This is a genomic window from Streptomyces sp. JLBJ103 (assembly GCF_058215575.1).
Genome location: NZ_CM177089.1, coordinates 2,302,482 through 2,329,021 on the forward strand (window position 1 = coordinate 2,302,482; position 26,540 = coordinate 2,329,021).

Sequence of the window (26,540 nt, forward strand, 5' to 3'; positions counted from 1 at the left end):
CTCAACGCAACGCTGGCAGTACACACAGTGATTAAAGCCCGCAAGGCAGATCCAGGTCAGGAAGAACCCCCCATGGTGTTTCCCTCCGAACACGTCATCGAATCCAGGCAGATCACGGAAGCGACCACCACACCTGTTCACCACCTCGGTCACGTCTCGGACCGGGTCACCCGCGAGATACAGGAAGTGGCGCGCCGACGTGGATGGGACACAACGGCCCCGACCGAGCCGCCGACAGCAAGCACCCCGCACGTCCTCTTCTGCGGAGCACGCTCCGAAGACCTCGCACGACGCGCACGACGACTCCCCAACCGCCTCACCGCCAGCACCACATCTCCCTACCCACCGGAGCGTGAGCGTTGAACGACACCTGCCCCATCTGTCGCCACTACGCCGCGCTGCGCGAACGGGCCAGCAGGCCAGGGACTACAGCAAGGCCACCGACTACGAGGTACTGCGGCGCCGCCACCCCTCCCACACCGTGCACATCCCCCAGCAGCCCGAAGGACGCACCGCATGAAGCACCAGCTCCACCGCTCACAATGCCCGCGCCCCGATCACAGCGTGCCCGCCCCCGGCCAGACGGCGTACGACCCGGCCACCGGCCGTACCGGCGTGGTGCAGGCTGTCCACCCCGCCACTGAATTGCTTTTCGCCCACTGGGTGACCGGCAACCTCGTCGCCTTCCTCCGCCCGGAGCGCGGCGGCATCGAGTGGACGGCCGACGCCGAGGCCATCCGTTTCCCGGGGGTGGCTGAACCCGGGCCCGAATAACGGTTCGAGGGTGGCCGGTTGCGGCTGCTAGCGTGCGGGACGTGGCGAAACTCAATCAGATCATCGCAGTGGAGAAGGGCGTCAAGTCCAAGGCCCAGCAGGACCTGACGGCGGCCCAGCGCGGGCTGGACAAGCCGGCGCTGCTGGCGGGCATCTCCCGGACGTACCAGCCGAAGGACGAGGAGGGCGAGCAGCTGCCGCCCGAGTCGACACGGGTCCAGGTCAAGGCGGAGGACGTGCTCCGTGAGACCGCGGCGACCCTGACCCGGCTGTTCGACGTCACCGCCACCAAGGACTGGGCCAACTGCGAGGCCCGCGCGGACATCGAGGTCGAGGGGCGGACGCTGCTGCGCGATGTGCCCGTGTCGTATCTGCTGTTCCTGGAGAAGCAGCTGGCCGACCTCGGCGGCTTCATCCGGCGGCTGCCGACGCTCGACGGGGCGGAGTTCTGGACCCTGGACCCGTCCACGGACTCGTGGAAGACCGAGGCCGTGCGGACGGTCCGTACCAAGAAGGTGCCGCGCAACCATGTGAAGGCGGAGGCCACCGAGAAGCACCCGGCGCAGGTCGAGGTGTACTACGAGGACGTTCCGGTCGGCTACTGGACGACGGTGAAGTTCTCCGGCGCCCTTCCCGCCCGCCGGGTCAATGAGCTGCTGGCCCGGGTGGAAAAGCTCCAGCAGGCGGTGAAGTTCGCCCGCGAGGAGGCCAACGCCGTCGAGGTCACCGACGAGCGCGTCGGCGACGTGGTCTTCGGCTACCTCTTCGGGTAGCGTCATGAACTCCCCGGCCGCCCTGAAAGCGGTACGGGGTGCGCGAGGAGCGCAAGCTGAAACTGAAGTTCGTCGTGATACACGCGGCTGCACTGGAGAGCCGACAACTCTTCCGAGCACTCGGTCACGAGAGGGGACTGTCTGAGTTCGGGGGTCGCTGGGTTTTAGCCCCCAGTCCTCGACCGGCATTCCGCCCGTGGCACGCGTTCAATCTCAGACTCTTGCTCCAGCCTCAGCATTCGCCGCCGATCGCTTGAACGACCCGGCACGGGCCTGGTCGTCGGATGCCGGTTCAAGTCCGGCCCACCCCGCTGTCATGGGGCGGTAGTTCAAAGGAAGAACACGACGACATCAGACTGACCCGTGACGACACGATCGGGCGTGCGCAGAAGGCGGCACCACAGGGCCCGGGGGATGGCCAAACCCTCGGGCCCGCTCCTTTTCCCGTCCTTATCCCGCTCGCTTCGGCGGGCCGCGGCCCGCTACCAGCGGTACCAGCGGCTCCGGCGGCCGCCCGCCGCGGTCGAGCGGACAACAAATCCGAGCAGCCACACGGCAAGGACAACAACGGCGATCCACCACAGTGCCTTGAGTGCGAACCCCGCGCCGAAGAGGACCAGGGCCAGCAGAAGAACCAGAAGCAGGGGAATCATGGTTATCAACCTCCGCCCCCACGAGTGCCCCCCATTCCATGGATCACGCCCCGAATTCCGTTGGTTTCCCTCTCACCGATGAGGGAACGGGAACGGGTTTCCTGAACACCCGTCCCTGAACATCCATGAACGTCCATGAGTTCACATGAAGAACTCTGATAACACCCGCACCGGGGGCGGACCGGGGAACGAAGACGGGCGGATCCGCCTCGTACCATGCCGCCGGAGTGCGCTCATGCTCTTCCTGGCGAAATCATTCGTTCGCGCCAACGAGATACGCTCCCCCGCTCCCCGTTGCATAGGGTCCTGGACCGGGCATGACAAGAACAGCGCACTCTCCCCACACCCTCCCCCCATGAGGCAGGCACCATGCTGCACGGCATCGACGTGAGTTCGCACCAGTCCAGCTTCGACCCGGACGGGCTGGCCTTCGTCTTCATCAAGGCCACCGAGGGACGGTCGTACATCAACCCCAAGCAGTCCTCCCAGGCGGCCCGCGCCCGCTCGGCCGGATGCGTCGTCGGCTTCTACCACTTCCTGTGGCCCGGAAACATCGCGGCACAGGCGCGCTACTTCGTCGAGAAGTGCGCGTCCAAAGAGCACGATCTGCTCGCCGTGGACTGGGAGACCACCGGTTCGGGCACCCGCGCCAGCAACGCCGAGAAGGACCGGTTCATCCGTGAGGTCAAGAGGCTGCGCCCCGGCCACCGGGTGATGCTCTACTGCAACCGCAGCTTCTGGCTCAACCACGACACCACGTCCTACGCCGGGGACGGACTGTGGATCGCGGACTATGTGACGGTGGGCAAGCCGCGCATCAAGGCGAAGTGGCGGATCCACCAGTACACCGACCGCCCGCTCGACAAGGACGTGGCGGACTTCTCCAGCAAGGCCGCGCTGAAGGCGTGGGCCGCGGTCAGCCGGGTGGCGCACGCGATCGAGGAGCTGGGCGGCGACGACGAGGAGGAGCTGCCCGAGCGCGAGGGGAGCGGGGCGTAGCACCGCCCCGAAAGGGCGCTGTCAGTGGGCGCGCTTACCCTGCCCGGTATGAGTTACGCAGATCTGCGCGAACTCCGCAGCGCGCTGACCACCGCCTCGGACATCGCGTTCGCGCTCGATGCCACGCCCTCCGGGCGGGAGACGGAGTTGCTCACCGACGCCCTGCGCCGGGCGCTTACCGCGGCCGGGGCGCTCACGGCCGAGCACGGCGCCACGGGCTGCGCCGAGCATCCGCGCGGGGCGGTCGATCCGCTGTACGGGGCTCCGGACGATCCGCTGCCGCCCGGCTACGGCCGCTGTCTGCTGTGCAACGACCGCAGACGGCGGGCGAGCGCACAGCGGCGCGGCTGGCGCTGATAACGCCCGCGGCGCCGCCGTGCGGCCCGATCACTTGCTGTTCTGGGCCGCCCAGAACTCGTCGAAGGTGAGCAGTCCGTCACCGTTGGAGTCATGAGCGTTGATGACGGCCTGGGCGACGGGCTCGGTGACATAGGGGTCACCCAGCTGCGCCATCACGCTCTTGTACTCGGCCGCGGTGATCTGACCGTCGCCGTTGAGGTCGAACCGCTCGAACGCCTTGCGCGCCGCCTCGATGTCCGCCACCTGTTCCGCCCCTTCCATGGGTCTGTCTGACCCGCACAGATTAGCGGTCCGCGGCGGGCGCCCCGGCGGCCACTGCGCACCACCGCCGGTGACGGCCGTCGGCGAGGGTGCGGTCAGACCCCGTTGACGAGGTCGATATAGCGGTCCCAGTCCCACAGCGGGCCGGGGTCGGTGTGGTCGCTGCCGGGCACCTCGCTGTGGGCGATGATGTGCGCACGGTCCTTGGGGATGGCGAAGCGGTCGCAGACCGCGGCGGTGAGGGCCGCGGACGACTCGTACAACGCGTCGGTGAACCACTCGGGTTGGTCCACCCAGCCCTCGTGCTCGATACCGATGCTGCGGTTGTTGTAGTCCGTGTTGCCCGCGTGCCAGGCGACGTCCTTCTCCCGTACGAACTGCCCGATGTAGCCGTCGGCCGAGGCGACCATGTAGTGGGCGGAAACCTGCTTGGCCGGGTCCTGGAAGATCGCCATCGCGTCCTGGAACGTCTCCTGCGTCACATGGATGACCACGAGTTCGATCGGATACGAGGTCGGGCGGTCCGAGACGCGGTAGTTGGAGCTGCTGGCCGGGATCCAGTGGGTGGGGGGATAGTCGGCGGCGGCGCGGCGACCGCGCGTGCCGGTGGATGTGGCGTCGGCGGCGTGGGCGCCGGTGGTGGTGACGGCGGCTCCGAGGGACGCGGTCGCGATTAACGCGCCCGAGCGGAGCAGAGTGCGGCGGTTGGGGGTGCGGCCGTTCGCTTCCATGGGGAGCTCCCGAATGCGTAGCCGGGACAGGGGGGAATGCGCGATGCGCGGGGGTCTCGCTGGGGGGTGTGACGCGCGTAGCGCGGTTCCATGGTGAGGTCTCGACAGGGCCATGCCAAGGACCGAAGGGCAAAAGAAAGTCCGCGCGTCACGGGCTGGACCAGTGGAAATTCATCATGCGGAAGTGGACAACGAAGGAAAAGTCGCGCTCTACCCCGCATTAAAAAGGTAAGTGTCACAGCTCACCGTGGAATGGCTTGGAACTGCTCTACCACGTCTGCGATAGTCGGGGCCGCGACCCCCATTGACCCGGGCCAGGTCGTTCACCCGGATGCCGCGGACACACCCCTCTCCCCGCGGCCCGGGGCCGGAGAGGCCCCCTGCCGTCCCTTTCACGCGACGACTCGGGGGCCTCTTCCGCGTCCATGATCCGGACATTATGGGGCTGGCATTCAGCCAGCCTCGGGCGGGCTCCACCGGTCAGCCGCCGTCGTTCACCCTCATCTCGAACCAGGTCGATTTGCCGCACGGCAGCAGATCGACCCCCCACCGCTGGGAGAGCTGGTCCACCAGCATCAGTCCGCGCCCGCTGATGTCGAGATCGCCCACCGGCAGCAGACACGGCAGTCCACGCGAGGGGTCGCGGACCTCGACCCGGAGCCAGCCGCGCCGCTTCAGCATCCGCAGACCGAAGGTGCGGGCACCGGTGTGCCGGACCGCGTTCCCCACGAGTTCGGAGACGAGCAGCACGGTGTACTCGGCGATCTGGGAAGCCATGCTCCAGTCGCGCATCACCACGTACTCGGCCAACCGGCGGGCGGTACCCGCGGATTCCGGGAGGGAGGGCAGCCGCACCTCCTCGACCGCGGGGTTGCCGAACAGCTCAAGCGCCCTGAGAGCCCGGTCCTCGTCGACGGACGGCATCCGCCGGACCGCAGCCGTCCCGGTGCGCTGCCGCGGCTGCTCCATTCCCTCCAAGCCCGCCATGCCCCCCATCATGGCCGCCCACAAGGGCGTCCGGGGCGGAACCAGGGGATTCCGAACACCGGAGCCCCGGGCTCCACAAACCGGTTCCGACATATGCCAATGGCAGCCAGGGGGGCATAATCCCCCATCTGACCAGCGATATCACCGCGCGTCCACGTGATCACCCAGCGTACCGGAACCGGCCATCCGGCCGCCGATCGATGGCGAAGAAAATTCGCTCGCACGGGGCATGCACGGCAGGGGCATCGCTGATGCCCCTGAGCGGAACGGCTCGTTCCCTAGCTGAACTTGGCCTTCCCCGGACCGTCTTCGACAAAGCTGCGCATACCGATCTCCCGGTCCTCGGTGGCGAACAACCCGGCGAACCAACCGCGTTCGATGGTGAGCCCGGTGTCGAGGTCCGTCTCCAGCCCGCGGTCCACCGACTCCTTGGCCGCGCGCAGCGCGATGGCCGGCCCCTGGGCCAGCTTCGCCGCCCAGGCGTGCGCCTGCTGGTAGACCTCCTCGGCCGGGACGACCCGGTCCACAAGCCCCATGGCCAGCGCCTCGTCCGCCTTGACCTGCCGACCGGTGAAGATCAGGTCCTTGGCCTTGGACGGGCCCACCAGCCGGGACAGCCGCTGGGTGCCGCCCGCGCCCGGGATCAGGCCCAGCAGGATCTCGGGCTGGCCCAGCTTGGCGTTCTCCGCGGCGATCCGGAAGTCGGCGCACAGCGCCAGCTCGCAGCCGCCGCCGAGGGCGTAGCCGGTCACGGCGGCGACCACGGGCTTGGGGATCCGGGCGATGGCGGTGAAGGACTCCTGGAGGTCGCCGGAGCGGGCCACCATCGCGGCGTGGTCCATCTCCCGCATCTCCTTGATGTCCGCACCCGCCGCGAACACCTTCTCCCCGCCCCAGATGACCACGGACCGGACGTCGTCGCGGCGGGTCACCTCACCGGCGAGCTCGCGCAGCCGGTCCTGCGTGGCGACGTCCAGCGCGTTCATCGGGGGGCGGTCCAGGCGGAAGGTGGCAACGCCGTCGGCAACCTCGAGGTTCACAGTCATGAGCGCAGGTTAGCGCTCGCTAACACCGATCGGGGAGGGTGGGCCGCCAGTCCGAGGGGAGAGGCGGGCTACTTCTTCCACTTCTCCCAGGACATGTTCCAGCCGTTGAGCCCGTTGTCCGGCTGGATGGTCTTGTCGTGGGAGTTCTTCACGACGACCACATCACCGAGCAGCGACTCACGGAAGAACCAGGCGGCGGGGGTCGAGCGGTCACCGCCGCCGCGCTGGTCGAAGAGACCGACACAGCCGTGGCTGACATTGGTGGAACCGAAGGTCGGGCGGCCCGCCCAGTAGTTGCCGTGGATGAAGGTGCCGGAGGTCGACAGCCGCATGGCGTGCGGGACGTCCTTGATGTCGTACTGCCCATCGAAGCCCACCGTGGCGCCGTCCATCCGGGTCACCTTGAGCTTCTCGCTGATCACCATCTTGCCGTTGTAGGTCTCGTGGCCGGGGGCGCCGGAGGTGATCGGGATGGTCTTGATGGTCTTGCCGTCCCGCTTGACCGTCATCTTCTTGGACTTGGCGTCGACGACCGAGACCTGACTGCGGCCGATGGTGAACTTCACGGTCTTCTTCTGCTCGCCGTAGACCCCGGGACGGCCCTGGACCCCGTCGAGGTTCAGCCGCAGCGTCACCTTGGTGCCGGGCTTCCAGTACTCCTCCGGGCGGAAGTCCAGGCGGTCGTTGCCGAACCAGTGGCCCTCGACCGGCACCGAGGGGGAGGCGCTGACCTCGACGCCCTTCTCGACCGCGGCCGGGTCGGTGATCCCGCGGTTGAAGTGGAGCGAGACCGGCATCCCGACACCGACCGTGGAACCGTCCTCCGGGGTGTAGGTCCCGACGAAGGTCTCCTTGGGGCGCAGCGTGGTGAACTTCGCGTGGCGGCTGGTGGCACGGCCCTCGGAGTCCTTGGCGACCGCGTCCACCGTGTAGCGGGTGTCCGCGCCGAGATGGGCCTTCGGCCGCCAGCTCTTCCCGTCCTCGGCGATCTTTCCGTCGACCCGCTTGCCGTCGGCGTCCTTGACGGTGACGGAGGTGAGCTTGCCCCTCGCGGCGGTCACCTTGAGCTTGCCGCTGGTGTCGACATCCTTCGCCCCGTCCTTGGGCGCGATCGTCACCTGGGCCTGCGATGCCGTCTTCGCACCGCCGCCCTTGCCGTCCTTGCCCTTGTCCCCGTCACCGGACCCGCCACCGGACCCGCCACCGCATGCGGTCACCAGCACCAGCAACGCTCCGAGCACCAGCGCCAACAGGCCCCCGCGGCCCCGCGCCGCCGTCGCCCCCGATATCGGCCGCACCGTCACAACAGCTCTCCCCTCGGCAGGGCCGCGCCCCCCGGCGGCAGCCCCGAACACACGCGCAGGCGCGCATGGCGATAGGTAATCACACGGCGGTGACAGCGGACTCCCCGTGATTGTTACGGTTCAGTCCCAGGTGGGAGCGGTCACCGGCGAGCGGCCGGGCCGTGGCCGCGCCCGTGGTACGCACCGGAAACGTGAGCACCGCCGGTATTGCGGGCAGAACAGGTCCGAGGGCGGGGGCACTTCCGCGCGGCACGGGACGCCGCCGGGGCCGCCGGCCCGCCATGAGGCGCTGCCCGCCGTGCCCCCGCCGGGGCGGGGCGGGCGAGCCGCCGCGAGCCGCCGGAGGCCGATGTGTCCGAAGCAGCGCAGCAGGAGACGGCGCCCGGTGGGCCTCCGGAGCCGGAGGCCGGCCCGGCACCGTATCCGGCCGCCGAGTACGAGGACGTCCCCGGCCACCGCGCGACGGCCACCACGGCGGCCACCGCAGCGCTCACCGGTCTCAACGGTCTCAACGGCGGCCGCCCCGCGGCGCTGCCCGCCCCGCGCACCGCTCCCGCCACGGAGCCCTGGCCCGGCGGTCCGGAGCCGCTGGGGGCGCGGGTGTGCCAGGGGCCGGGCGGGGTGCCGGGCACCAACTTCGCGCTGTGGGCGGGCGATGCGGAGGCCGTCGAGCTGTGTCTGTTCGACGAGGACGGCACCGAGACCCGATGTCCGCTCACCGAGCAGACCCATGGCATCTGGCACGGCTTCGTCCCCGGGGTACTGCCCGGCCGCCGCTACGGCTACCGCGTCCACGGCCGCTGGGACCCGTGGACCGGAGCCCGCTGGAATCCGGCGAAGCTGCTGCTGGATCCCTACGCACGCGCCGTGGACGGGGAGTTCACGCTTCCGCCGGAGGTCTACGGACATGTGCGGGACTGGCCGCAGCAGCAGGTGGCCGACACCGTGCGCGACGACCGCGACTCCGCCCCGTACGTCCCCAAGGGGGTGGTCGTCGGCGACGGGGGCGGCGGCCAGGGGGAGGACCGCCGCCCCGGCACCCCCTGGGACGAGACGGTCGTCTACGAGCTCCATGTGCGCGGCTTCACCATGCGCCACCCCGGAGTGCCGCCCGAACTGCGCGGCACCTACGCCGGATTGGCCCACCCCGCCGCCGTCGAGCACCTCACCCGGCTCGGGGTCACGGCGGTGGAGCTGCTGCCGGTGCACCAGTTCGCCCACGAGGACCATCTGCTCCGCCGAGGGCTGCGCAACCACTGGGGCTACAACACCATCGGCTACTTCGCCCCGCACGCCGCCTACGCCGCGACCGGCACCCGCGGCCGGCAGGTGGACGAGTTCCGGGCGATGGTGCGCGCCCTGCACAGCGCCGGGATCGAGGTGATCCTCGACGTCGTCTACAACCACACCGCCGAAGCCGGTGAGCTCGGCCCCACCCTCTCGCTGCGCGGGGTCGACAACCCCGGCTACTACCGGCTCCAGCCGGATCCGCGCCGCTACGCCGATGTCACCGGCTGCGGCAACACCCTGCATGTCCTGCGGCCGCAGGTGCTGCGGCTGATCACCGATTCGCTGCGCTACTGGGTGACCGAGATGGGGGTGGACGGGTTCCGCTTCGATCTGGCCAGTGCGCTGGCGCGTACCGTGCAGGACGTCGACATGCTCGCCCCGTTCCTGTCCGCCGTCGCCCAGGACCCGGTGCTGCGCCGGGTCAAACTGATCGCCGAGCCGTGGGACGTGGGGCCCGGGGGCTACCGGGTGGGCGCGTTCCCCCCGCTGTGGGCCGAGTGGAACGACCACTACCGGGACGCGGTCCGGGACTTCTGGCGCGGTGCGCTCCCCGATGTCCGCGACCTCGGCTACCGGCTGTCCGGCTCCAGCGACTTGTACGGCTGGGGCGGCCGCCGCCCGTACGCCTCGGTCAACTTCATCACCGCCCACGACGGCTTCACCCTGCGCGACCTGGTGTCCTACGAGCGCAAGCACAACGAGGCCAATGGGGAGGGCAATCGCGACGGCAGCGATGACAACCGCTCCTGGAACTGCGGCGCCGAGGGCGAGACCGACGACCCGGAGGTCCGCACGCTCCGCCGCCGCCAGCTGCGCAATCTGCTGTCCACCCTGCTGCTGTCCACCGGGGTGCCGATGCTGGTGGCCGGCGATGAGCTCGGCCGCACCCAGGGCGGCAACAACAACGCGTACTGCCAGGACAACGAAACCGGATGGGTGGACTGGTCGCTGCTGGAGGACCCCGGCTGGGCGGCGCTGACCGAACTGACCGCGCGGCTGATCCGGTTGCGCCGCGCCCATCCGGTGCTGCGCCGCCCCCTGTTCTTCACCGGCCGGGCCCGGCCCTCGGACGGGGTGCGCGACCTCGCCTGGTTCACCCCGCGCGGCACCGAGATGACCGAGGCGGACTGGTACGCGCCGACCACCGCGCTGGGGGTCTGCCTCTCCGGGCACGATCTCCCGCAGCGCGATCCGCGCGGCGGCCTGGTCAGCGATGACAGCTTCCTCGCCCTGCTGCACGCGGGACCCGAACCGCTGCCCTTCGTCCTGCCCGGTCCGCCGTGGGCCCAGGGTTATGAACTCCTCCTCGACACCGCGCGCGAGGACCAGGGCGCACCCCCGGGCACCCACCATCCGGCGGGCGCGTCCCTGGAGCTCCCGGAGCGCTCGCTGCTGCTGCTGCGCGCCCTCCGGACCCCGGACCTACGTCAAAAAACCGAGTGAGAGCTGTCAGTGGTGAACCGTACTCTCGCTCCTGATGCCAACGACCAGTGAACGTCCCCGGGCCCAGGAGCGTGATGCCGCCCCGCGGCGGCGCTCCGCCACGCGCTCGCTGCTGCGGCTGTGGCCGTATGTGCGTCCGGTGCGGGCGCGGCTGTTCACGGCGGTCCCGGTGGCCATCGTGGCGTCCTGTCTGGGCCTTGCGATTCCGCTGGTCCTCAAGTGGATGGTGGACGGGCCGGTCGCCGACCGCGAGCCGGGCGGGGTGTGGCTGGGCGGCGCCCTGCTGCTGGTGCTCGGAGTGGCCGAGGCGGGGCTGTTCGGACTGCGGCGCTGGCTGGTGGCGCGGCCGCTGGCGTCCGTCGAGGCGGAGATGCGCGCCGATCTGTACCGCCATCTGCAACGGCTGCCGGTCTCCTTCCACGACCGCTGGGCCTCCGGTCAGCTGCTGTCGCGCGCCACGACCGATCTGATGCTGCTGCGGATGTTCCTGGCCTTCCCGCTCACCTTCCTGGTGGTCAACGGGGTCACCGTGCTGGCGGGGTTCGCGCTGCTGCTGTCGCAGGAATGGACACTGGGGCTGGTCCTGGTGGTCCCGGCGGTGCCGCTGGTGATCCTCTGCTCGTACTTCGAGAAGCGCTACGCGACCGTCGCCCGCGCCGTCCAGGACCAGACCGGCGATCTGACGACGGTGGTCGAGGAGGGGGTGCTCGGCGTCCGGATCGTCAAGGGCTTCGGCCGCCATCGCAGCCAGGCCCGCGCCTTCCGGGCGCTGTCGGAAGGTGTCCGCTCCACCGAGCTGCGCAAGGCCGGGCTGCTGGCGAGCATCTGGGCGCTGATCATGACGCTGCCGGAGCTGGCGATCGGCGCGGCGCTGGTGCTGGGCACGGTGCGGGTGGCCGACGGCGAGCTGTCCGCGGGCACCCTGGTGGCCTTTCTGTCCACGGCGCTGACGCTGCGCTGGCCGGTGGAGTCGCTCGGCTTCCTGCTGGCGATGAGCCAGGACGCGGCGACCGCGACCGACCGCTACTTCGAGGTGATGGACGAGGTTCCGGCGGCGGCCGCCGACCGGCCCGCGCCCGCCGCATCCGTGCTGCCCCGGCAGCGGGACCAGTCCGGCGGCGGACTGCGCTTCGAGGGCGTGGAGTTCGCTCACGCCGACGCGCCCGCGGACGCCCCGCCGGTGCTGCGCGGTGTGGATCTGCACATCCGTCCCGGCGAGACCATGGCGCTGGTCGGCGCCACCGGCTCCGGCAAGACCACGCTGACCGCCCTCGTCCCGCGGCTCCAGGAGCCCAGCCGCGGCCGGATCACCCTCGACGGCCGGGACATCACCGCCCTCCCCCGTGAGGAGTTGCGCGCGCTGGTCGCCGTCGCCTTCGAGGAGCCCACCCTGTTCTCCGCGACGGCCGGGGAGAACGTACTGATGGGCGCGGAGGGCGCGGAGCGGGCCGACCTGCTGCGCGCCCTGGAGGTGTCCCAGGCCGACTTTGTGCACACCCTGCCGGAGGGCGACCGCACCCAGGTCGGCGAGCAGGGGCTGAGCCTGTCCGGCGGACAGCGGCAGCGGCTCGCGCTGGCCCGCGCGGTCGTCGGGCGCCCGCGCTTCCTGGTGCTCGACGATCCGCTGTCCGCGCTGGACGTCCACACCGAGGCGCTGGTGGAGGCCGCGCTGCGGCAGGTGCTGGCCACCACGACGGCGCTCGTCGTCGCCCACCGCCCGTCCACCGTGCTGCTCGCCGACCGGGTCGCGCTGCTCTCCGAGGGCCGGATCGCCGCCGTCGGCACCCATCAGCAACTACTGCGCGACAGCGCCGAGTACCGGTCGCTCATGTCCGGAGACGAGGGTGAGGAGGGGGAGGAGGGCCGATGACCACGACCGCGACGGGCCCGCCGACGGCCGAGGACGACGAGGAGGGCGGTGGTGCCGCCACCGAACGCACCGCGCCCGCAGGCGGGTTGGCGGACCAGGCCGGGGGCGATCCGTTCGACCACGATGTGCTGCCCGCTCCCAAGGGCGCCTCGTTCGCGCTGCTGCGCTCGCTGCTCTCCCCGTACCGCCCCCGCGTCTGGCTGACCACCGTTCTGCTGCTGCTCCAGCAGGCCGCCGTCCAGGCCGGTCCGCTGCTCGTGGCGTACGCCATCGACCGCGCGGTGCCCGCCTTCCGCGACGGCGACCGGGGGCCGCTGATCGCCGTCGGCGCGGGCTATCTGGGCTGTGCCCTGGCCTCCGGTGCCCTCCAGTACACGTTCATCCGCTCCTCGGCCCGGATCAGCCAGGACGTCCTGCTGGAGCTGCGCGGCCGGATCTTCCGCCATGCCCAGGTGCTCAGCGTCGACTTCCACGAGCGCTACACCTCCGGGCGGCTGATCTCGCGTGCCACCACCGATGTCGAGGCGCTGCGCGAACTGCTCAACGAGGGTCTGGAGGAGCTGCTCGGCGTCGCGCTGTCGGCCGTCTACATCTCCGTCACGCTGCTGTATCTGGACTGGGGTCTGGGCGGCGCGGCCGTGCTCTCCTTCGGGCCGCTGTATCTGCTGATCCGCTCCTTCCAGCGCCGCTCCATGCGGGTGTACCGCAAGCGGTCGACCGCCATCGCCGCGGTCATCGTGGCGTTCACCGAGACCATGAACGGCATCCGCCCGGTACAGGCGTTCCGCCGTGAGCGCGCCAACGACGCCCGCTTCCGCGCGCTCAACCACCGCCATGAGCGGGCCAACGGCGACGCCATCCTGGAGATGGCCCGCTATGTGGTCGGCTCCCGGCTGGTGGCCAACACGGTGGTGGCCGCGATCGTGCTGTGGGGCGCCTACCGGGTCGCCTCCGGCGGGCTCGCCCTCGGGGTGCTGGCCGCGGCGGCGCTCTATCTGCGCAGGCTCTACGACCCGATCGACCGGCTCGGGATGTTCCTCAACTCCTATCAGTCGGCGGCCGCTTCGCTGGAGAAGATCGCGGGTCTGCTGGCCCAGCGGCCCTCCGTCCCCGAACCCGCCGACCCCCGGCCGCTGCCGCCACGCCCGGCGGACGCCCCCGGCCGGGAGGTCATCTTCGACGCGGTGCGCTTCGCCTACCGCACCGGCGGGGAGGTGCTGCCCCGCTTCGGGCTGACGCTGCCCGCCGGGCAGACGGTGGCGGTGGTGGGTGCCACCGGCGCGGGCAAGTCCACCCTGGCCAAGCTGCTCGCCCGGTTCTACGACCCCACCGAGGGGCGAGTGTTGCTGGACGGGGTGGATCTGCGTGAGCTCGCCACCCCCGATCTGCGGCGCGGGGTGGTGATGGTGACGCAGGAGGCGTTCCTGTTCTCCGGCACGGTCGCCGACAACATCGCCATCGGCCGCCCGGACGCCACCCGCGCGGAAGTCGAGCGGGCGGCCAAGGCGATCGGCGCCCATGACTTCATCACCGCTCTGCCCGACGGCTACGACACCGATGTCCGCAAGCGCGGTGGCCGGATCTCGGCCGGTCAGCGTCAGCTGGTGGCCTTCGCCCGCGCGCTGCTCGCGGATCCGTCGGTGCTCATCCTGGACGAGGCCACCTCCTCCCTCGACATCCCCGGCGAACGGGCGGTGCAGCGCGCCATGCACACGGTGCTGCGCGGGCGTACCGCCGTGGTGATCGCGCACCGGCTGTCCACCGTCGAGATCGCCGACCGGGTGCTGGTGATGGACGGCGGCCGGATCGTGGAGGACGGCGCACCGGATCAACTCATCTCCGGCGAGGGCCGGTTCGCCGCGCTGCACCAGGCGTGGCGGGACAGTCTCGTATGAGCCCGGCAACCGTAAACTGTTCGCCGACGCCCTTTCCGGAAAGGCGTACGCCGGTGCGCGAACACCGGCCACGTATGCCTTATCCGATTGTCAGGCTGTCGACTTTCGCAACAGGAGACGTTATTTCACGCCTTCTTCCTCATGAAAACTAGGGGTTCAATCTCGCTCAACGGGACTACTACGCCTCTCGACGTGGTCTCGTCACCCGGCTGAGATGAAGACCGCCATGAGCACGGGCATTGCCCCTTCGTCCGGCTCAACGGATCCGCAATGGTCTCAACTCGGCCTTCGGAATAGCCAGCCAGGCTTTCCATGAAGCAAGGAGTGACCCGTGAGATTCACCCCCAGAGCCGGCGGAGTCCTCTCCGCCATCGCGCTGGCCATCGGGCTGGCCACCATGCCCAGCCCGGCGGCCGCCGCACCCATCGGCTGCTCCGTCTCGGACCTCAAGGACGCCATCGACGCGGCCAACATCAGCGGCGGGACCATCAGCCTGGCCCCCGGCTGCACCTACAGCCTCGACTCGGTCGACAACGACTCCAACGGTCTCCCCGTGATCACAGCCGCCGTCACCATCAACGGCAACGGCGCGACCATCGAACGAGCGCCCGGATCCCCTCTGTTCCGCATCTTCGAGGTGGGCGGCCCGGCCGGTGCCCTCACGCTCAACACGCTCACCGTACGCAACGGCGATCTCGACTCCGGCGGTGACGGCGGAGGCATTCTCGTCGATTCCGGCCGCAGGCTGACCGTCCAGCGAGGCAGCCTCATCATCGACAACACGGCCACCAACGGTGGCGGTATCTTCAACAACGGCACGGCCATCGTTTCGGCGAGCACCATCAGGGAGAACACCGCATCCGGATTCGGCGGCGGTGTCGGCATCAGTGGCGGCGGCTCCCTCGATCTGTCCTCCTCGACGGTGATCCTGAACAACGGCAATTTCTCCGGCGGCCTCGGCTTCGATTTCGGCACCACCGGCTCGATCCGGTCCAGTGTCCTCACCACGAACTCGGCGAATCGCAATGGCGGCGGGCTGGCCAACGACGGCAATCTGACCATCAGGAGCACCATCTTCTCCGGCAACACCGCCGGCGATGACGGCGGCGGAGTAGCCAACGACCGCACACTGACACTCTCCAGCAGCGTCTTCAGGGAGAACTCCGCGAACCGCGGCGGTGGGCTGGCCAACTTCAACGGCAACGGTGACGCCACGATCAGCAGCACCGTCTTCCAGTCCAACGAGGCGACCACGTCCGGCGGCGGATTGGCGACCTTCGACAGTGCGACCACCAGGCTCACCAGCTCCGTCTTCCGGCTCAACGATGCGGGCACCACCGGGGGCGGCCTGGCGACCCTCACCGGCGGCAGCGCCGCTCTCACCAACAGCGTGGTGACCACGAACACGGCGGGCACCACCGCGGGGGGCATCTTCAACAGCGCCGCCACCACCACCCTGAACAACAGCCCCGTGGTGGCCAACACGCCCAACAACTGTGTCGGCAGCTCCCCGGCGGTGGCAGGCTGCGTCAACTGACCCGACCCGATCAGCACCGGAACCGAAGGCGCCGCACCAGCCCAGGTGCGGCGCCTTCTCCCTGAGCGGGCCCGTGCGAGCGACAACGTCCGAAATAACACCACGTCCTTCGAAATACGGACACAGCACAGGTGTCAACGGACACTTTCCGGTCAATCTTTGTCGCGACCCTGACAGGTTCAATCGATCGGTGGGACTCTTCCCTCGGCTGAGACAGCGGTCCCACCGCCTGTCGCCGCACCGATGACAGCCACCCCCCAACGCACCTCAAAGCTCTGCTTGTTCTGCCTCGCCCTGCCCGGACGGCGACCCAGCCGCCCGGTCGTCCCGGCCGCGCCATCGCGCGGCCAGCGCAGAAGGAGTCAGCGTGAGATCACTCCCCCAACGGCAGCTCAGATCCGGTTTCCAGAGACCCGGACGGCGCGCCGTCGCGAGCGGCGCGCTCGTCGCCGCCGCGGCGATGATCGCCGTCGGTGTGCAGGCCGGCACCGCGTCCGCCCGCCCGGACGGCTCGGGCGGAAGCCCCGCCGCCGGGACGATGTCCGCCAAGGCGGACCCGGGCGCCCTGCCGGTCAAGCTCTCCCCCGCCCAGCGCGCCGCGCTGCTGCGCCAGGCCGAGTCCGCCACCGGGGCCACCGGCCGGACCCTGGGCCTCGGCGCCAAGGAGAAGCTGGTCGTCCGGGACGTCATCAAGGACGCCGACGGCACCACCCATACCCGCTACGAGCGCACCTACGCCGGACTGCCAGTGCTCGGTGGCGACTTGGTCATCGACCGGGCGAAGAGCGGCGCGGTGCAGTCGATCGCCAAGTCCACCAAGGCCCGGGTCAAGGTTCCCACCACCACCGCTGCCGTCAAGGCCGCCACCGCGGAGAAGGCCGCCGTCAAGGCCGCGAACGCGCAGGGTTCACGGAAGACCGAGGCCGACCGCGCCGCGCGCAAGGTGATCTGGGCGGCGAAGGGCACGCCGGTCCTGGCGTACGAGACCGTGGTCGGGGGCCTCCAGGAGGACGGCACCCCCAACGAGCTCCACGTCATCACCGACGCCACCACCGGCAAGAAGCTCTACCAGTACCAGGCCGTCCAGAACGGCACCGGCAACAGCCAGTACAGCGGTCAGGTCACCCTCGGCACCTCGGGCAGCTCCGGCTCGTACAACCTGACCGACGGCGGCCGCGGCGGCCACAAGACGTACAACCTCAACGGCGGCAGCTCTGGCACCGGCACGCTCTTCACCGACGCCGACGACGCCTGGGGCAACGGCACCACCTCAGACGCCGCGACCGCCGGTGTGGACGCGCACTACGGCGCGGCCGAGACCTGGGACTACTACAAGAACGTCCACGGACGTTCGGGCATCCGGGGCGACGGGGTCGGGGCGTACTCCCGGGTCCACTACGGCAGCAACTACGTCAACGCCTTCTGGCAGGACAGCTGCTTCTGCATGACCTACGGCGACGGCTCGGGCAACGCCAAGCCGCTCACCTCCATCGACGTGGCGGCCCACGAGATGACGCACGGAGTCACCGCGGCCACCGCCAAGCTGGTCTACAGCGGTGAGTCCGGCGGCCTCAACGAGGGCACGTCCGACATCTTCGCCGCCGCCGTCGAGTTCTACGCCAACAACACCAAGGACGTGGGCGACTACCTGGTCGGCGAGAAGATCGACATCAACGGCAACGGCACCCCGCTGCGCTACATGGACAAGCCCAGCAAGGACGGGGCCTCCAAGGACAGCTGGTACTCCGGGGTCGGCAATGTGGACGTGCACTACTCGTCCGGTATCGCCAACCACTTCTTCTACCTGCTCTCCGAGGGCAGCGGCGCCAAGGAGATCAACGGCGTCAAGTACGACAGCCCCACCTACGACAACGTCCCGGTGACCGGAATCGGCCGGGCCAACGCCGAGAAGGTGTGGTTCAAGGCGCTGAGCCAGCGCATGACCTCCAACACCAACTACGCGGGCGCGCGTGACGCCACCCTGTGGGCGGCCGGCGAGCTGTTCGGCCAGAGCAGCGCGCAGTACAACGCGGTGGCGGCTGCCTGGGCCGGGGTCAACGTCGGCACCCGGATCGCCGACGGCGTCTCCGTCACCGGCCCCGGCGACCAGACCAGCATCGTGGGCCAGCCGGTCAGCCTCCAGATCAAGGCCACCAGTTCCAACGCGGGCGCGCTGAGCTACTCCGCCACCGGGCTGCCCGCCGGTCTGTCGATCAACTCCTCGTCCGGTCTGATCTCCGGCACCCCGACCGCCACCGGTTCCAGCGCGGTGAAGGTCACGGTGACCGACGCCCAGGGCAAGACCGGTACCGCCTCCTTCACCTGGACCGTGAACACCTCCGGCGGCGGCAGTGTCTTCGAGAACACCACCGATGTCGCCGTCCCCGACGCGGGCGCGGCCGTCACCTCGCCCATCACGGTGAGCCGGGCCGGGAACGCCCCCGCCGGCCTGAAGGTGGCCGTGGACATCGTGCACAGCTACCGCGGTGACCTGGTGATCGATCTGGTCGCCCCGGACGGCACCGCGTACCGGCTGAAGGACTCCAATATCTGGGACTCGGCGGCCGATGTGAAGACCACCTACACGGTCGACGCCTCGTCCAAGGCCGCGTCCGGGACCTGGAAGCTCAAGGTGCAGGACGTGTACGCGCAGGACACCGGCTACATCAACAGCTGGAAGCTCACCTTCTGACGGTGGTTCGGCATGAGCCGCGACCGATGAGGGTGTGACCCTTCCCACACAGCAGGCGCCGCCAGGGGTGACCCGACTCCCCCTGGCGGCGCCTCCATGCCCGCGTACGCCCCGCGCTCCCGACTTCCCCCGGACCAGAGCTACTTGGCCGTAACAAGTCTTTGCACGCCCCTTCGCGCCCCCGTCGCGGCCCACGGACGGGGGCCGCTGCCTGCCGGGTTGAATCCGGTATCCGGAGACTGATCAACATTCAACGAACATTTTCCGGCCGTCCTGTCGTCAAACCCGTGACATGTCCCCGACTTGTATGACAGTCTGCCGAGGCATTACGCACCTGCACCTCTTGTTCAGCACCGGGCCGCACTTCCCCGCTGCCCGGCGCTGACCCCCCCACAGCAATGAGGAGTTCGCAGTGAGCAAGAAGTTCACCATGCCCATATCCCAGCGCGGCAAGCGCCGTTCGGCCATCGTCGGCGGTGCCGCGATCGCCGCGGTGGCCCTGCTGGCCACCGGAATGACCGCCGGCTCGGCCGGTGCCGCACCGGCCAAGGACGATGTCCGCGCCGGCGCGCTGCCCGCCAAGATGACCGCGTCGGTCCGCGCGGAGCTGATGCGCGACGCCAACGCCACCAAGGCGGACACCGCGAAGTCCATTGGCCTGGGTGCCAAGGAGAAGCTGGTCGTCAAGGACGTCATGAAGGACGCGGACGGCACCGTCCACACCCGGTACGACCGCACCTACGCCGGTCTGCCCGTCCTCGGCGGCGACCTGATCGTCCACGAGGCCAAGGGCAAGAAGGGCGGCGACGCCAGAAGCGTCACCAAGGCCACCAAGGCCACCATCAAGGTCGCCACCACCTCCGCCGAGGTCGCCCCGACCACCGCCGCCAAGGCCGCGGCCAAGCTGGCCAAGGCCGACGGCAGCAAGAAGGCCACCGCCGAGACCCCGCGCAAGGTCGTCTGGGCCGCCAACGGCAAGCCGGTGCTGGCCTACGAGACCGTCGTCGGCGGTGTCCAGAAGGACGGCACGCCCAACCAGCTGCACGTCATCACCGACGCCGCCACCGGCAAGAAGCTCTTCGAGTTCCAGGGCATCAAGACCGGCAGCGGCGAGAGCATGTACTCCGGTTCGGTGGACATCGGCACCTCCAAGGAGGGCAGCGGCTTCACGCTGACCGACGCCGACCGCGGTGGCCACAAGACCACCAACCTCGAGAACGCGGAGGACGGCGAGGGCAAGGCGTTCACCGACGACGACGACAAGTGGGGCAACGGCAAGGCCGACGACCCGCAGACCGCGGGTGTCGACGCCCAGTACGGTGCCGCCGTCACCTGGGACTACTACAAGAACGTGCACGGCCGCAACGGCATCGCCGACGACGGCAAGGGCGCGTCCTCCCGGGTCCACTACGGCCAGAACTACGTCAACGCCTTCTGGGACGACAGCTGCTTCTGCATGACGTACGGCGACGGTGAGGGCAACAAGGCTCCGCTGACCGCCCTCGACGTCGCGGCGCACGAGATGTCCCACGGAGTCACCTCCAAGACCGCCGGTCTGGAGTACACCGGTGAGTCCGGCGGCCTCAACGAGGCCACCTCCGACATCTTCGGCACCTCGGCGGAGTTCTCCGCCAAGAACGCCAAGGACGTCGGCGACTACCTCATCGGCGAAGAGATCAACATCAACGGCGACGGCACCCCGCTGCGCTACATGGACAAGCCGAGCAAGGACGGCCAGTCCGCGGACAACTGGTCCGACGATGTCGGCAACCAGGACGTGCACTACTCCTCCGGTGTCGCCAACCACTTCTTCTACCTGCTCTCCGAGGGCAGCGGCGCCAAGGAGATCAACGGCGTCAAGTACGACAGCCCGACCTCGGACGGCTCCAAGGTCGAGGGCATCGGCCGGGACAAGGCCGAGAAGATCTGGTACAAGGCGCTCACCACGTACATGACGTCCACCACGGACTACAAGGCCGCCCGTGAGGCGACCGTGAAGGCCGCCAACGACCTCTACGGCGCCGACGGTGCCGAGTCCAAGGCCGTGGCCGCCGCCTGGGCCGGGGTCAACGTCAAGTAAAACCAAGCGCGTTACGCACAAACACAGCCGGTGTCCGGGGCATCCGCCCCGGACACCGGTTATGTTTTGTACATGGCAAAGCCCACTCTTTGCCACGTTGGGCGGCATGACACCCAACTCCCCATGACAACTGGAGATACGCGTGGATTCACGCTCGTCGTCTGTCATATCCGGCATTTCCCGTCGCAGACGCTCGCGCACCACCCTCGCCGCCGGAGCGGCGGCCGTGGCCGTCTCCCTCCTCGCCGCCGGTTTCACCACCGGCTCCGCGGACGCGGCCACCCCGAAGACCCGCGCCACTGCCACCGCCGCCGGCTCCCAGACCCTGACGCTCTCCGCCTCGGCCCGCGCCGAGCTGCTCCGCGAGGCGGGCGCCACCACGGTGTCCACCGCGAAGTCGCTGGGTCTCGGCGGCAAGGAGAAGCTGGTCGTCCGGGACGTCGTCAAGGACGCCGACGGCACCGTCCACACCCGCTACGAGCGCACCTACGACGGCCTCCCCGTCCTCGGTGGCGACCTGGTCGTGCACACCTCCGCCGGCGGCGCCTCCGAAGGGGTCACCAAGGCCACCGACGCGAAGATCGCGGTGTCCGACACCCGCGCCACCATCGCCCCCTCCGGCGCCCAGCGGTCCGCGCTGAAGGCCGCGAAGTCCCAGGCCGGTCCGCAGGCCGCGACCGAGCGCGCGCCCCGCAAGGTGATCTGGGCCGCCACCGGCAAGCCGGTGCTCGCCTACGAGACCGTGGTGCGCGGTGTGCGGAAGGACGGCACCCCGAGCCGGACGCACATCATCACCGACGCCGACACCGGCGCCAAGCTCTACGCCTACGAGGCCATCGAGACCGGCACCGGTACCGGCCAGCACAACGGCAAGGTCACCGTCGGCACCGTCAAGAGCGGCAGCCAGTGGCTGATGAAGGACACCGCCCGCGGTGGCCATATGACCTACAACCTCAAGCACAAGGAAGAGGGCAAGGGGTCGAAGTTCCTGGACGCCAACAACGTCTGGGGCAACGGCAGGCCCACCATCGCGCAGACCGCCGCCGTGGATGTCCACTACGGCGCCGCCATGACGTGGGACTACTACAAGAAGGTCCTGCACCGCAACGGCATCCGGAACAACGGCAAGGCCGCCTACTCCCGCGTCCACTTCAGCAACGCGTACCAGAACGCGTTCTGGGACGACGAGTGCTTCTGCATGACCTACGGCGACGGCGAGGACAACAAGAAGCCGCTCACCTCGCTCGATGTCGCGGGCCACGAGATGAGTCACGGTCTGACCTCCGCCACCGCCAATCTGGAGTACAGCGGTGAGTCCGGCGGGCTGAACGAGGCCACCTCCGACATCTTCGGCACGGCGGTCGAGTTCTACGCCAAGAACGCCAAGGACCCCGGCGACTACCTCATGGGCGAGAAGATCGACATCAACGGCGACGGCACCCCGCTGCGCTACATGGACAAGCCGAGCAAGGACGGCTACTCCTACGACTACTGGAAGTCCGGCGTCGGCGAGGACGACCCGCACTTCACCTCCGGTATCGCCAACCACTTCTTCTACCTGCTGGCCGAGGGCAGCGGGCGGAAGGTCATCGGCGGGGTGACCTACGACAGCCCGACCAAGGACGGCCGCACCGTCAAGGGCATCGGGCGCTCCAAGGCCGAGCAGATCTGGTACAAGGCGCTCACCACGTACATGACCTCGACCACCAACTACGCCAAGGCCCGTACCGCCACCCTCAAGGCGGCCAAGGCCCTGTACGGCGCGAACAGCGCCGAGTACAAGGCGGTCGACAACGCCTGGGGCGGCGTGAACGTCACCTAGTCCCCGGCCGGGCGGGCTTCCCCGGCCCGCCCGGCTCCCGCCCGCCGGACGGCACCGGCGTCCCGGCACGCCGTGAGGTTCTCCGGGACCGAGCACGGCAGATGGCCATGGCTCTCGACGATGTTCCGCCCGGTGTCCCCGGCCAGATAGTCCAGGAACTTGGAGGTCAGGGAGTTGGCGGGCGGCGCGGCGTACGTATAGGCGTACTCGGGCTCCCAGAACGGATAACTCCGGTCCCGCACGGCATCGGTCGAGGCCCGCCGTCCGTCCAGGCTCAGCAGCCGCACCCGGCCGCGGGCCGCGCTCACCTCGGCGCTGTGCAGTTCGGCGTAGCCGATGGCGCCCGGGGTGCGGGCCACGGTGTCGAGCACCTCGCGGGTGCTGTCGAGTTCACAGCGGACCACCCGGTCGTGGGCGAACTTCGGTGTGCGGCAGTCGTCCGAGGTGCGCGAGACCTCGTTGCCGCCGAGCACCCGGTCCTCGAACACCCCGCGGGTCCCGGACTTCGCGTCCCGGCTCACCAGCCGGACCGGCAGATCGGTTCCGCGCCAGCGGGTCACCTTTCCGGCGTGGATCCGGCGCAGCTCCGCGAGCGAGATGTCTTTGACCGGTACGTCCTTGTGGACCACCAGGGTGAAGACGGACAGGGCGACCAGACGCTCCTTCAGCCGCCGGTCCGCGTTGCCCTGCCGTCCGTCGGAGAAGGAAAGATACGGCGGGAATCCGCCCCCGGCAGCGTCCCCGGCCCCGCGGAGGGTGCCCGCGCCCCTGCCGCTGCCCTGCGCCTCCACCCGCACGGCGGCGTCCGCGCAGTCGGCGTGGTACGCCCGGCCCAGGTCCTCGGCCACCGGCTCGAACGCGGTGGATCCGACGACGGTCAGAGTGCCCGCGGCACAGCCGCGCGGCAGCGGCTCCTCCCGCGCCAGCTGGTAGCCGAAGGGCTGGAGGATCAGCAGCGCGAGCAGACTGCCGATGAGCCCGAGCACCCGGTTGCTGGGCCGCCGGAACTTCTCGTTGTTGCGGACCCGGCCTTCCTTGATCCGCCCGCCGACATGGGGTGGCTGATCGGTCCCGGCCCCGGTCAGCAGCACCAGCAGTTTGAAGTGATCGCCCTTGTTCAGCGGAACGCTCGGCAGCGCGATCTCATTGTCACGGCAGATGAGCCCCGGACGCTCCGCCGTGCCGTTCTGCGGCAGATACCGGAGCAGATCCGGATGGCTGGGCTCGGTGACCGCGACATCCCGGACGACGCGGTTGGGGAAGGTGGCGGTCAGCCCGCGGTGCTCGGTCGAGGGCGCGGTGATGTAGTCGTCGACGTCGATGCCGCGGAACCCGTCGTTCTCGATCCTCAGCAGCACCAGGGAGGCCCCGGCCAGATCCGGGGTGTTCTCCAGCATCCGCAGCCGCTGATGGATGGGCCCGTCGTGGGTGCTGTCGTCTATCAGCGTGTCCATCTGCACGCGGTACCCGATGCGCTTCCGCCCCGGGATCAGCCGCTCGTACGAGAGCCCACCGACCGTGACGACAACGCCCAGCAGCGCCAGCAGATTCTCTGGAGCCAGTAGTTGTTCCAGCCACTTCATGGTGTCCCCCCGTGCATGGAATGGCTTCAGGGGGCGAATGTATGTGCCTGTGGCGGGGCCGGCGCCGATGTCGCCCACCTCTCATGCGGAGTTCTCCGAACGTTCAACCCCGCTCGCCCGGTTGTGGTCGAGCCGGCCGCCGGACGGTTGTCATCGGGAGCCGTCGTCTCCTTCGCGCCATGCGGTACGGACCCGGCGCCATGCCTCGATCACCGCGGGAATCTTGGACAGGATCTCCGCTGCCAGCGTCAGCACGAGCCCGGCCAGACCGAAGGCCGCGAGCACGAGCAGGGTGATGGTGTCCCAGTCCACCAGTTCTCAACCCCTCCATCGGGTGGTCGAACTGGGGCCCGGCAGGCTCAGCCCGACCACCTCTTACACCGTGGTCAGCTGAGGTCCTGCCGACGTCCAAGATCTCAATACGCTCCACAGGGCTTCGCCCTGCGGGACCGAGCCTTCCGGCCTGCCGACCGGCTATTTTTGTGCACCACATGACGTCGGACATGGGGTGCAACTCCCCCGTTGCTCCGTGGTCCACCACCAGACTAGCCCCAACGCGCCCGGCGGGTCAGCGCGTTGACCGCGTCATCGCAGCAGCATGCCCGTCACCTCCGCCGTGGATTTCGGGGGCAAGGCGATCAGGCCCGGTTCAGCCAAGTGGGCGAGCGGGCCCTGGTAGAGGCTCCGGCCCTCCGCGTCCGGCTGTCCGGCGCGCCGGAGCGCGCGTCCCGCGAGCGGCTCGGGGCGCGCTGAGCACCGCGTGCGAGCGGACCGTACGCGGGAGAAAGGCCGGTGACCACCGCACCCCTCCCCGCTGCACGCGCGGTCGATATGGCCGATTCCGCCCCCGGGTGCGCCCTTGTCCGGATCTTTGCCGTCACGAGACGCTGACGCACGTCGACTCGGGGAGGGGGATCGATCCATGGCACATCCGCGTGGGCACCGCCGCCGGACGGCCGGGGCGCTTGCCGCCGCCGCGGCGGTGGTCCTGGCACTGGCGCCACCCGCCCAGGCCGTCCCCGCCCGGGGCCCGGTCCAGGGCGCGGCGGTGGACGGCGGCTACATCGTCGCGCTGAGGCACGGGCCGGGGGCGCCGTCGGCCTCCTCCGTACACGGCCGGGAGACCGTGGAGCGCTATGGCGTGCGTATCCGCCGCACCTATCGCACCGCGCTCAACGGCTTTGCGATACGGGCGGACCAGGCACAGGCGAGACGGCTCGCGGCGGATCCGGCGGTGGCCTCGGTGACCCCGGACGCCGAGGTGTCGCTGCGCGCGGTCTCCGCGCCGCGGACGGCCCCGCGGACCCAGCCCTATCCGCCGTCCTGGGGTCTGGACCGGATCGACCAGCCGGACGCAGGCCCCGACGGAGCACCGGAACCGACGCTGGACGGGGCGTACACCGCGCCCGCGGACGGCGGGCGCGGTGTCACGGTCTACGTCGTCGACTCCGGGGTGCGCACCTCCCACCGGGACTTCGGCGGCCGGGCCCGCTCCGGCTGGGACTTCGTCGACGACGATCCGGTGGCCGAGGACGGCAACGGCCATGGCACCCATGTGGCCGCCACCGCGGCGGGCACCCGCTACGGAGTGGCCAAGCGCGCCGATGTGGTGGCCGTCCGGGTGCTGGACGACCGGGGCCGGGGCACCAGCGCGCAGGTACTGGCCGGGCTCGACTGGGTGCTGCGGCACGCCGTGCGGCCCGCGGTCGTCAATCTGAGCCTGGGGACGACGGATCCGGCACCGGTGCCCGCGTGGGACGCGGCGGTGCGGACCGCGATCGCCGCCGGGCTCACCTTCACGATCGCGGCGGGCAACGAGGGCCTGGGCGCGGGTTCCTCCTCCCCCGGCCGGGTGCGGGAAGCCATCACGGTCGGGGCGAGTGACCGCTTCGACCGGCGCCCGGAGTTCTCCAACTGGGGCCCCGGGCTTGACCTGTTCGCGCCCGGTGAGCGGATCGTCTCGGCGTCGCACACGAGCGACACGGCGGCGGCCACCCGCTCCGGCACCTCGATGGCGGCGCCCCACGCGGCGGGTGCCGCCGCGCTGTATCTGGCCGCCCACCGGTCGGCCTCCCCGGACCGGGTGAGGGCGGCGCTGACGGCCGCGTCGGCCACGGGCGCGGTACGGAACGCGGGCCCCGGTTCCCCGAACCGTCTACTCCGGGTGGCCAACTGACGTACCGGCATGCTCATCCCACTGGACGGCCCCGCCACGCGCGGGGCCGGTCCGTGTACCCGGCGTTACGAACCGGTAGTTCACGGGAACGCGGATTGTCGCCCGGTGCCGTATGGGAAGGCTGTCCCAGCGCGCCCCCCATGGCCGACCCCATCCGCCCACCAGAGTGAACGCGGACAGGAGCTGTCATGCCCGCAACCCGTCGCCCGGCGACAGAACCGATACAAAGGACAAAAGCCGCCGAAGTACATACACCCGCAACGC

The 26,540-nt window shown here is 69.9% G+C and carries 21 protein-coding genes; 13 read left to right on the forward strand and 8 right to left on the reverse strand.

The features are described 5' to 3' along the window. The first annotated feature begins 352 nt into the window (after positions 1-352). Genes AC4BEG_RS09850 through AC4BEG_RS09860 form a run of 3 tightly spaced genes read left to right on the forward strand, consistent with a single transcriptional unit; the run spans position 353 to position 1,547 of the window. Entirely contained in the window at positions 353-520 is a 168-nt protein-coding gene (locus AC4BEG_RS09850) for a hypothetical protein (protein WP_490705510.1), read from the forward strand. Further along, on the forward strand, positions 517-774 hold the full coding sequence (locus tag AC4BEG_RS09855) for a hypothetical protein (RefSeq protein ID WP_490705511.1): 258 nt from the start codon (positions 517-519) through the stop codon (positions 772-774). Before AC4BEG_RS09850 ends, AC4BEG_RS09855 begins: the two co-directional genes overlap by 4 nt. A 41-nt stretch (positions 775-815) precedes the next feature. Further along, the gene (locus AC4BEG_RS09860) at positions 816-1,547 is read left to right on the forward strand and encodes a DUF7873 family protein (RefSeq protein WP_490705512.1); all 732 of its coding nucleotides are present in this window, start codon (positions 816-818) and stop codon (positions 1,545-1,547) included. 482 nt (positions 1,548-2,029) lie between these two features. On the opposite strand, the gene AC4BEG_RS09865 is transcribed toward AC4BEG_RS09860, so the two are convergent. After that, positions 2,030-2,200, reverse strand: a complete 171-nt coding sequence (locus AC4BEG_RS09865; protein ID WP_490705513.1) for a hydrophobic protein — start codon at positions 2,198-2,200, stop codon at positions 2,030-2,032. Between the two features lie 369 nt (positions 2,201-2,569). On the opposite strand from AC4BEG_RS09865, the gene AC4BEG_RS09870 reads away from it, so the two are divergent. Both AC4BEG_RS09870 and AC4BEG_RS09875 read left to right on the forward strand, forming a co-directional pair. Beyond that, positions 2,570-3,199 (forward strand): glycoside hydrolase family 25 protein, encoded by a 630-nt coding sequence (locus tag AC4BEG_RS09870; RefSeq protein WP_490705514.1) that lies wholly within the window; start codon positions 2,570-2,572, stop codon positions 3,197-3,199. A 48-nt stretch (positions 3,200-3,247) separates the two neighbouring features. After that, complete coding sequence (locus tag AC4BEG_RS09875; RefSeq protein ID WP_490705515.1) at positions 3,248-3,556, forward strand: hypothetical protein; 309 nt, start codon at positions 3,248-3,250, stop codon at positions 3,554-3,556. Between the two features lie 30 nt (positions 3,557-3,586). On the opposite strand, the gene AC4BEG_RS09880 is transcribed toward AC4BEG_RS09875, so the two are convergent. The 5 genes from AC4BEG_RS09880 to AC4BEG_RS09900 form a co-directional block, all read right to left on the reverse strand. Next, the gene (locus tag AC4BEG_RS09880; protein WP_490705516.1) at positions 3,587-3,802 is read right to left on the reverse strand and encodes an EF-hand domain-containing protein; all 216 of its coding nucleotides are present in this window, start codon (positions 3,800-3,802) and stop codon (positions 3,587-3,589) included. Positions 3,803-3,915: 113 nt separating this feature from the next. Further along, positions 3,916-4,551, reverse strand: a complete 636-nt coding sequence (locus AC4BEG_RS09885) for an N-acetylmuramoyl-L-alanine amidase (protein WP_490705517.1) — start codon at positions 4,549-4,551, stop codon at positions 3,916-3,918. A 480-nt stretch (positions 4,552-5,031) separates the two neighbouring features. After that, complete coding sequence (locus tag AC4BEG_RS09890) at positions 5,032-5,538, reverse strand: ATP-binding protein (protein ID WP_490705518.1); 507 nt, start codon at positions 5,536-5,538, stop codon at positions 5,032-5,034. Positions 5,539-5,816: 278 nt separating this feature from the next. Further along, positions 5,817-6,584, reverse strand: coding sequence for an enoyl-CoA hydratase/isomerase family protein (locus AC4BEG_RS09895; RefSeq protein WP_201880979.1), 768 nt, complete (start codon positions 6,582-6,584; stop codon positions 5,817-5,819). 68 nt (positions 6,585-6,652) lie between these two features. Further along, complete coding sequence (locus AC4BEG_RS09900) at positions 6,653-7,888, reverse strand: L,D-transpeptidase (protein ID WP_490705519.1); 1,236 nt, start codon at positions 7,886-7,888, stop codon at positions 6,653-6,655. A gap of 351 nt (positions 7,889-8,239) precedes the next feature. Between AC4BEG_RS09900 and glgX the strand changes: the two genes are divergently transcribed. The 7 genes from glgX to AC4BEG_RS09935 all read left to right on the forward strand — a co-directional run bounded on the left by glgX (position 8,240) and on the right by AC4BEG_RS09935 (position 22,517). Next, complete coding sequence (gene glgX, locus AC4BEG_RS09905) at positions 8,240-10,621, forward strand: glycogen debranching protein GlgX (protein ID WP_490705520.1); 2,382 nt, start codon at positions 8,240-8,242, stop codon at positions 10,619-10,621. A 34-nt stretch (positions 10,622-10,655) separates the two neighbouring features. Continuing rightward, positions 10,656-12,491 carry an ABC transporter ATP-binding protein gene (locus AC4BEG_RS09910; protein ID WP_490705521.1) on the forward strand — a complete coding sequence of 612 codons (1,836 nt, stop codon included), beginning with the start codon at positions 10,656-10,658 and terminating at the stop codon, positions 12,489-12,491. Beyond that, a complete protein-coding gene (locus AC4BEG_RS09915; protein ID WP_490705522.1) occupies positions 12,488-14,386 on the forward strand; it encodes an ABC transporter ATP-binding protein in 1,899 nt (632 codons plus the stop codon). The genes AC4BEG_RS09910 and AC4BEG_RS09915 overlap by 4 nt, the downstream gene beginning before the upstream one ends. Before the next feature lie 331 nt (positions 14,387-14,717). Then, positions 14,718-15,923, forward strand: coding sequence for a hypothetical protein (locus tag AC4BEG_RS09920; protein WP_490705523.1), 1,206 nt, complete (start codon positions 14,718-14,720; stop codon positions 15,921-15,923). A 460-nt stretch (positions 15,924-16,383) separates the two neighbouring features. After that, entirely contained in the window at positions 16,384-18,615 is a 2,232-nt protein-coding gene (locus AC4BEG_RS09925; protein ID WP_490707039.1) for a M4 family metallopeptidase, read from the forward strand. A 430-nt stretch (positions 18,616-19,045) separates the two neighbouring features. Continuing rightward, positions 19,046-20,695 (forward strand): M4 family metallopeptidase, encoded by a 1,650-nt coding sequence (locus AC4BEG_RS09930; protein ID WP_490707040.1) that lies wholly within the window; start codon positions 19,046-19,048, stop codon positions 20,693-20,695. Between the two features lie 142 nt (positions 20,696-20,837). Beyond that, on the forward strand, positions 20,838-22,517 hold the full coding sequence (locus tag AC4BEG_RS09935; protein WP_490705524.1) for a M4 family metallopeptidase: 1,680 nt from the start codon (positions 20,838-20,840) through the stop codon (positions 22,515-22,517). Here the strand turns inward: AC4BEG_RS09935 and AC4BEG_RS09940 are convergent. Together AC4BEG_RS09940 and AC4BEG_RS09945 are read right to left on the reverse strand one after the other, a co-directional pair. Continuing rightward, positions 22,514-24,100 (reverse strand): substrate-binding domain-containing protein, encoded by a 1,587-nt coding sequence (locus AC4BEG_RS09940; protein WP_490705525.1) that lies wholly within the window; start codon positions 24,098-24,100, stop codon positions 22,514-22,516. The two genes, AC4BEG_RS09935 and AC4BEG_RS09940, sit on opposite strands and share 4 nt — an antisense overlap. Positions 24,101-24,250: 150 nt before the next feature. Beyond that, positions 24,251-24,412, reverse strand: coding sequence for a hypothetical protein (locus tag AC4BEG_RS09945; protein WP_490705526.1), 162 nt, complete (start codon positions 24,410-24,412; stop codon positions 24,251-24,253). A 610-nt stretch (positions 24,413-25,022) separates the two neighbouring features. Here AC4BEG_RS09945 and AC4BEG_RS09950 point away from each other — a divergent pair. Then, positions 25,023-26,276, forward strand: a complete 1,254-nt coding sequence (locus tag AC4BEG_RS09950) for a S8 family peptidase (protein ID WP_490705527.1) — start codon at positions 25,023-25,025, stop codon at positions 26,274-26,276. The last annotated feature ends 264 nt before the right edge of the window (positions 26,277-26,540 follow it).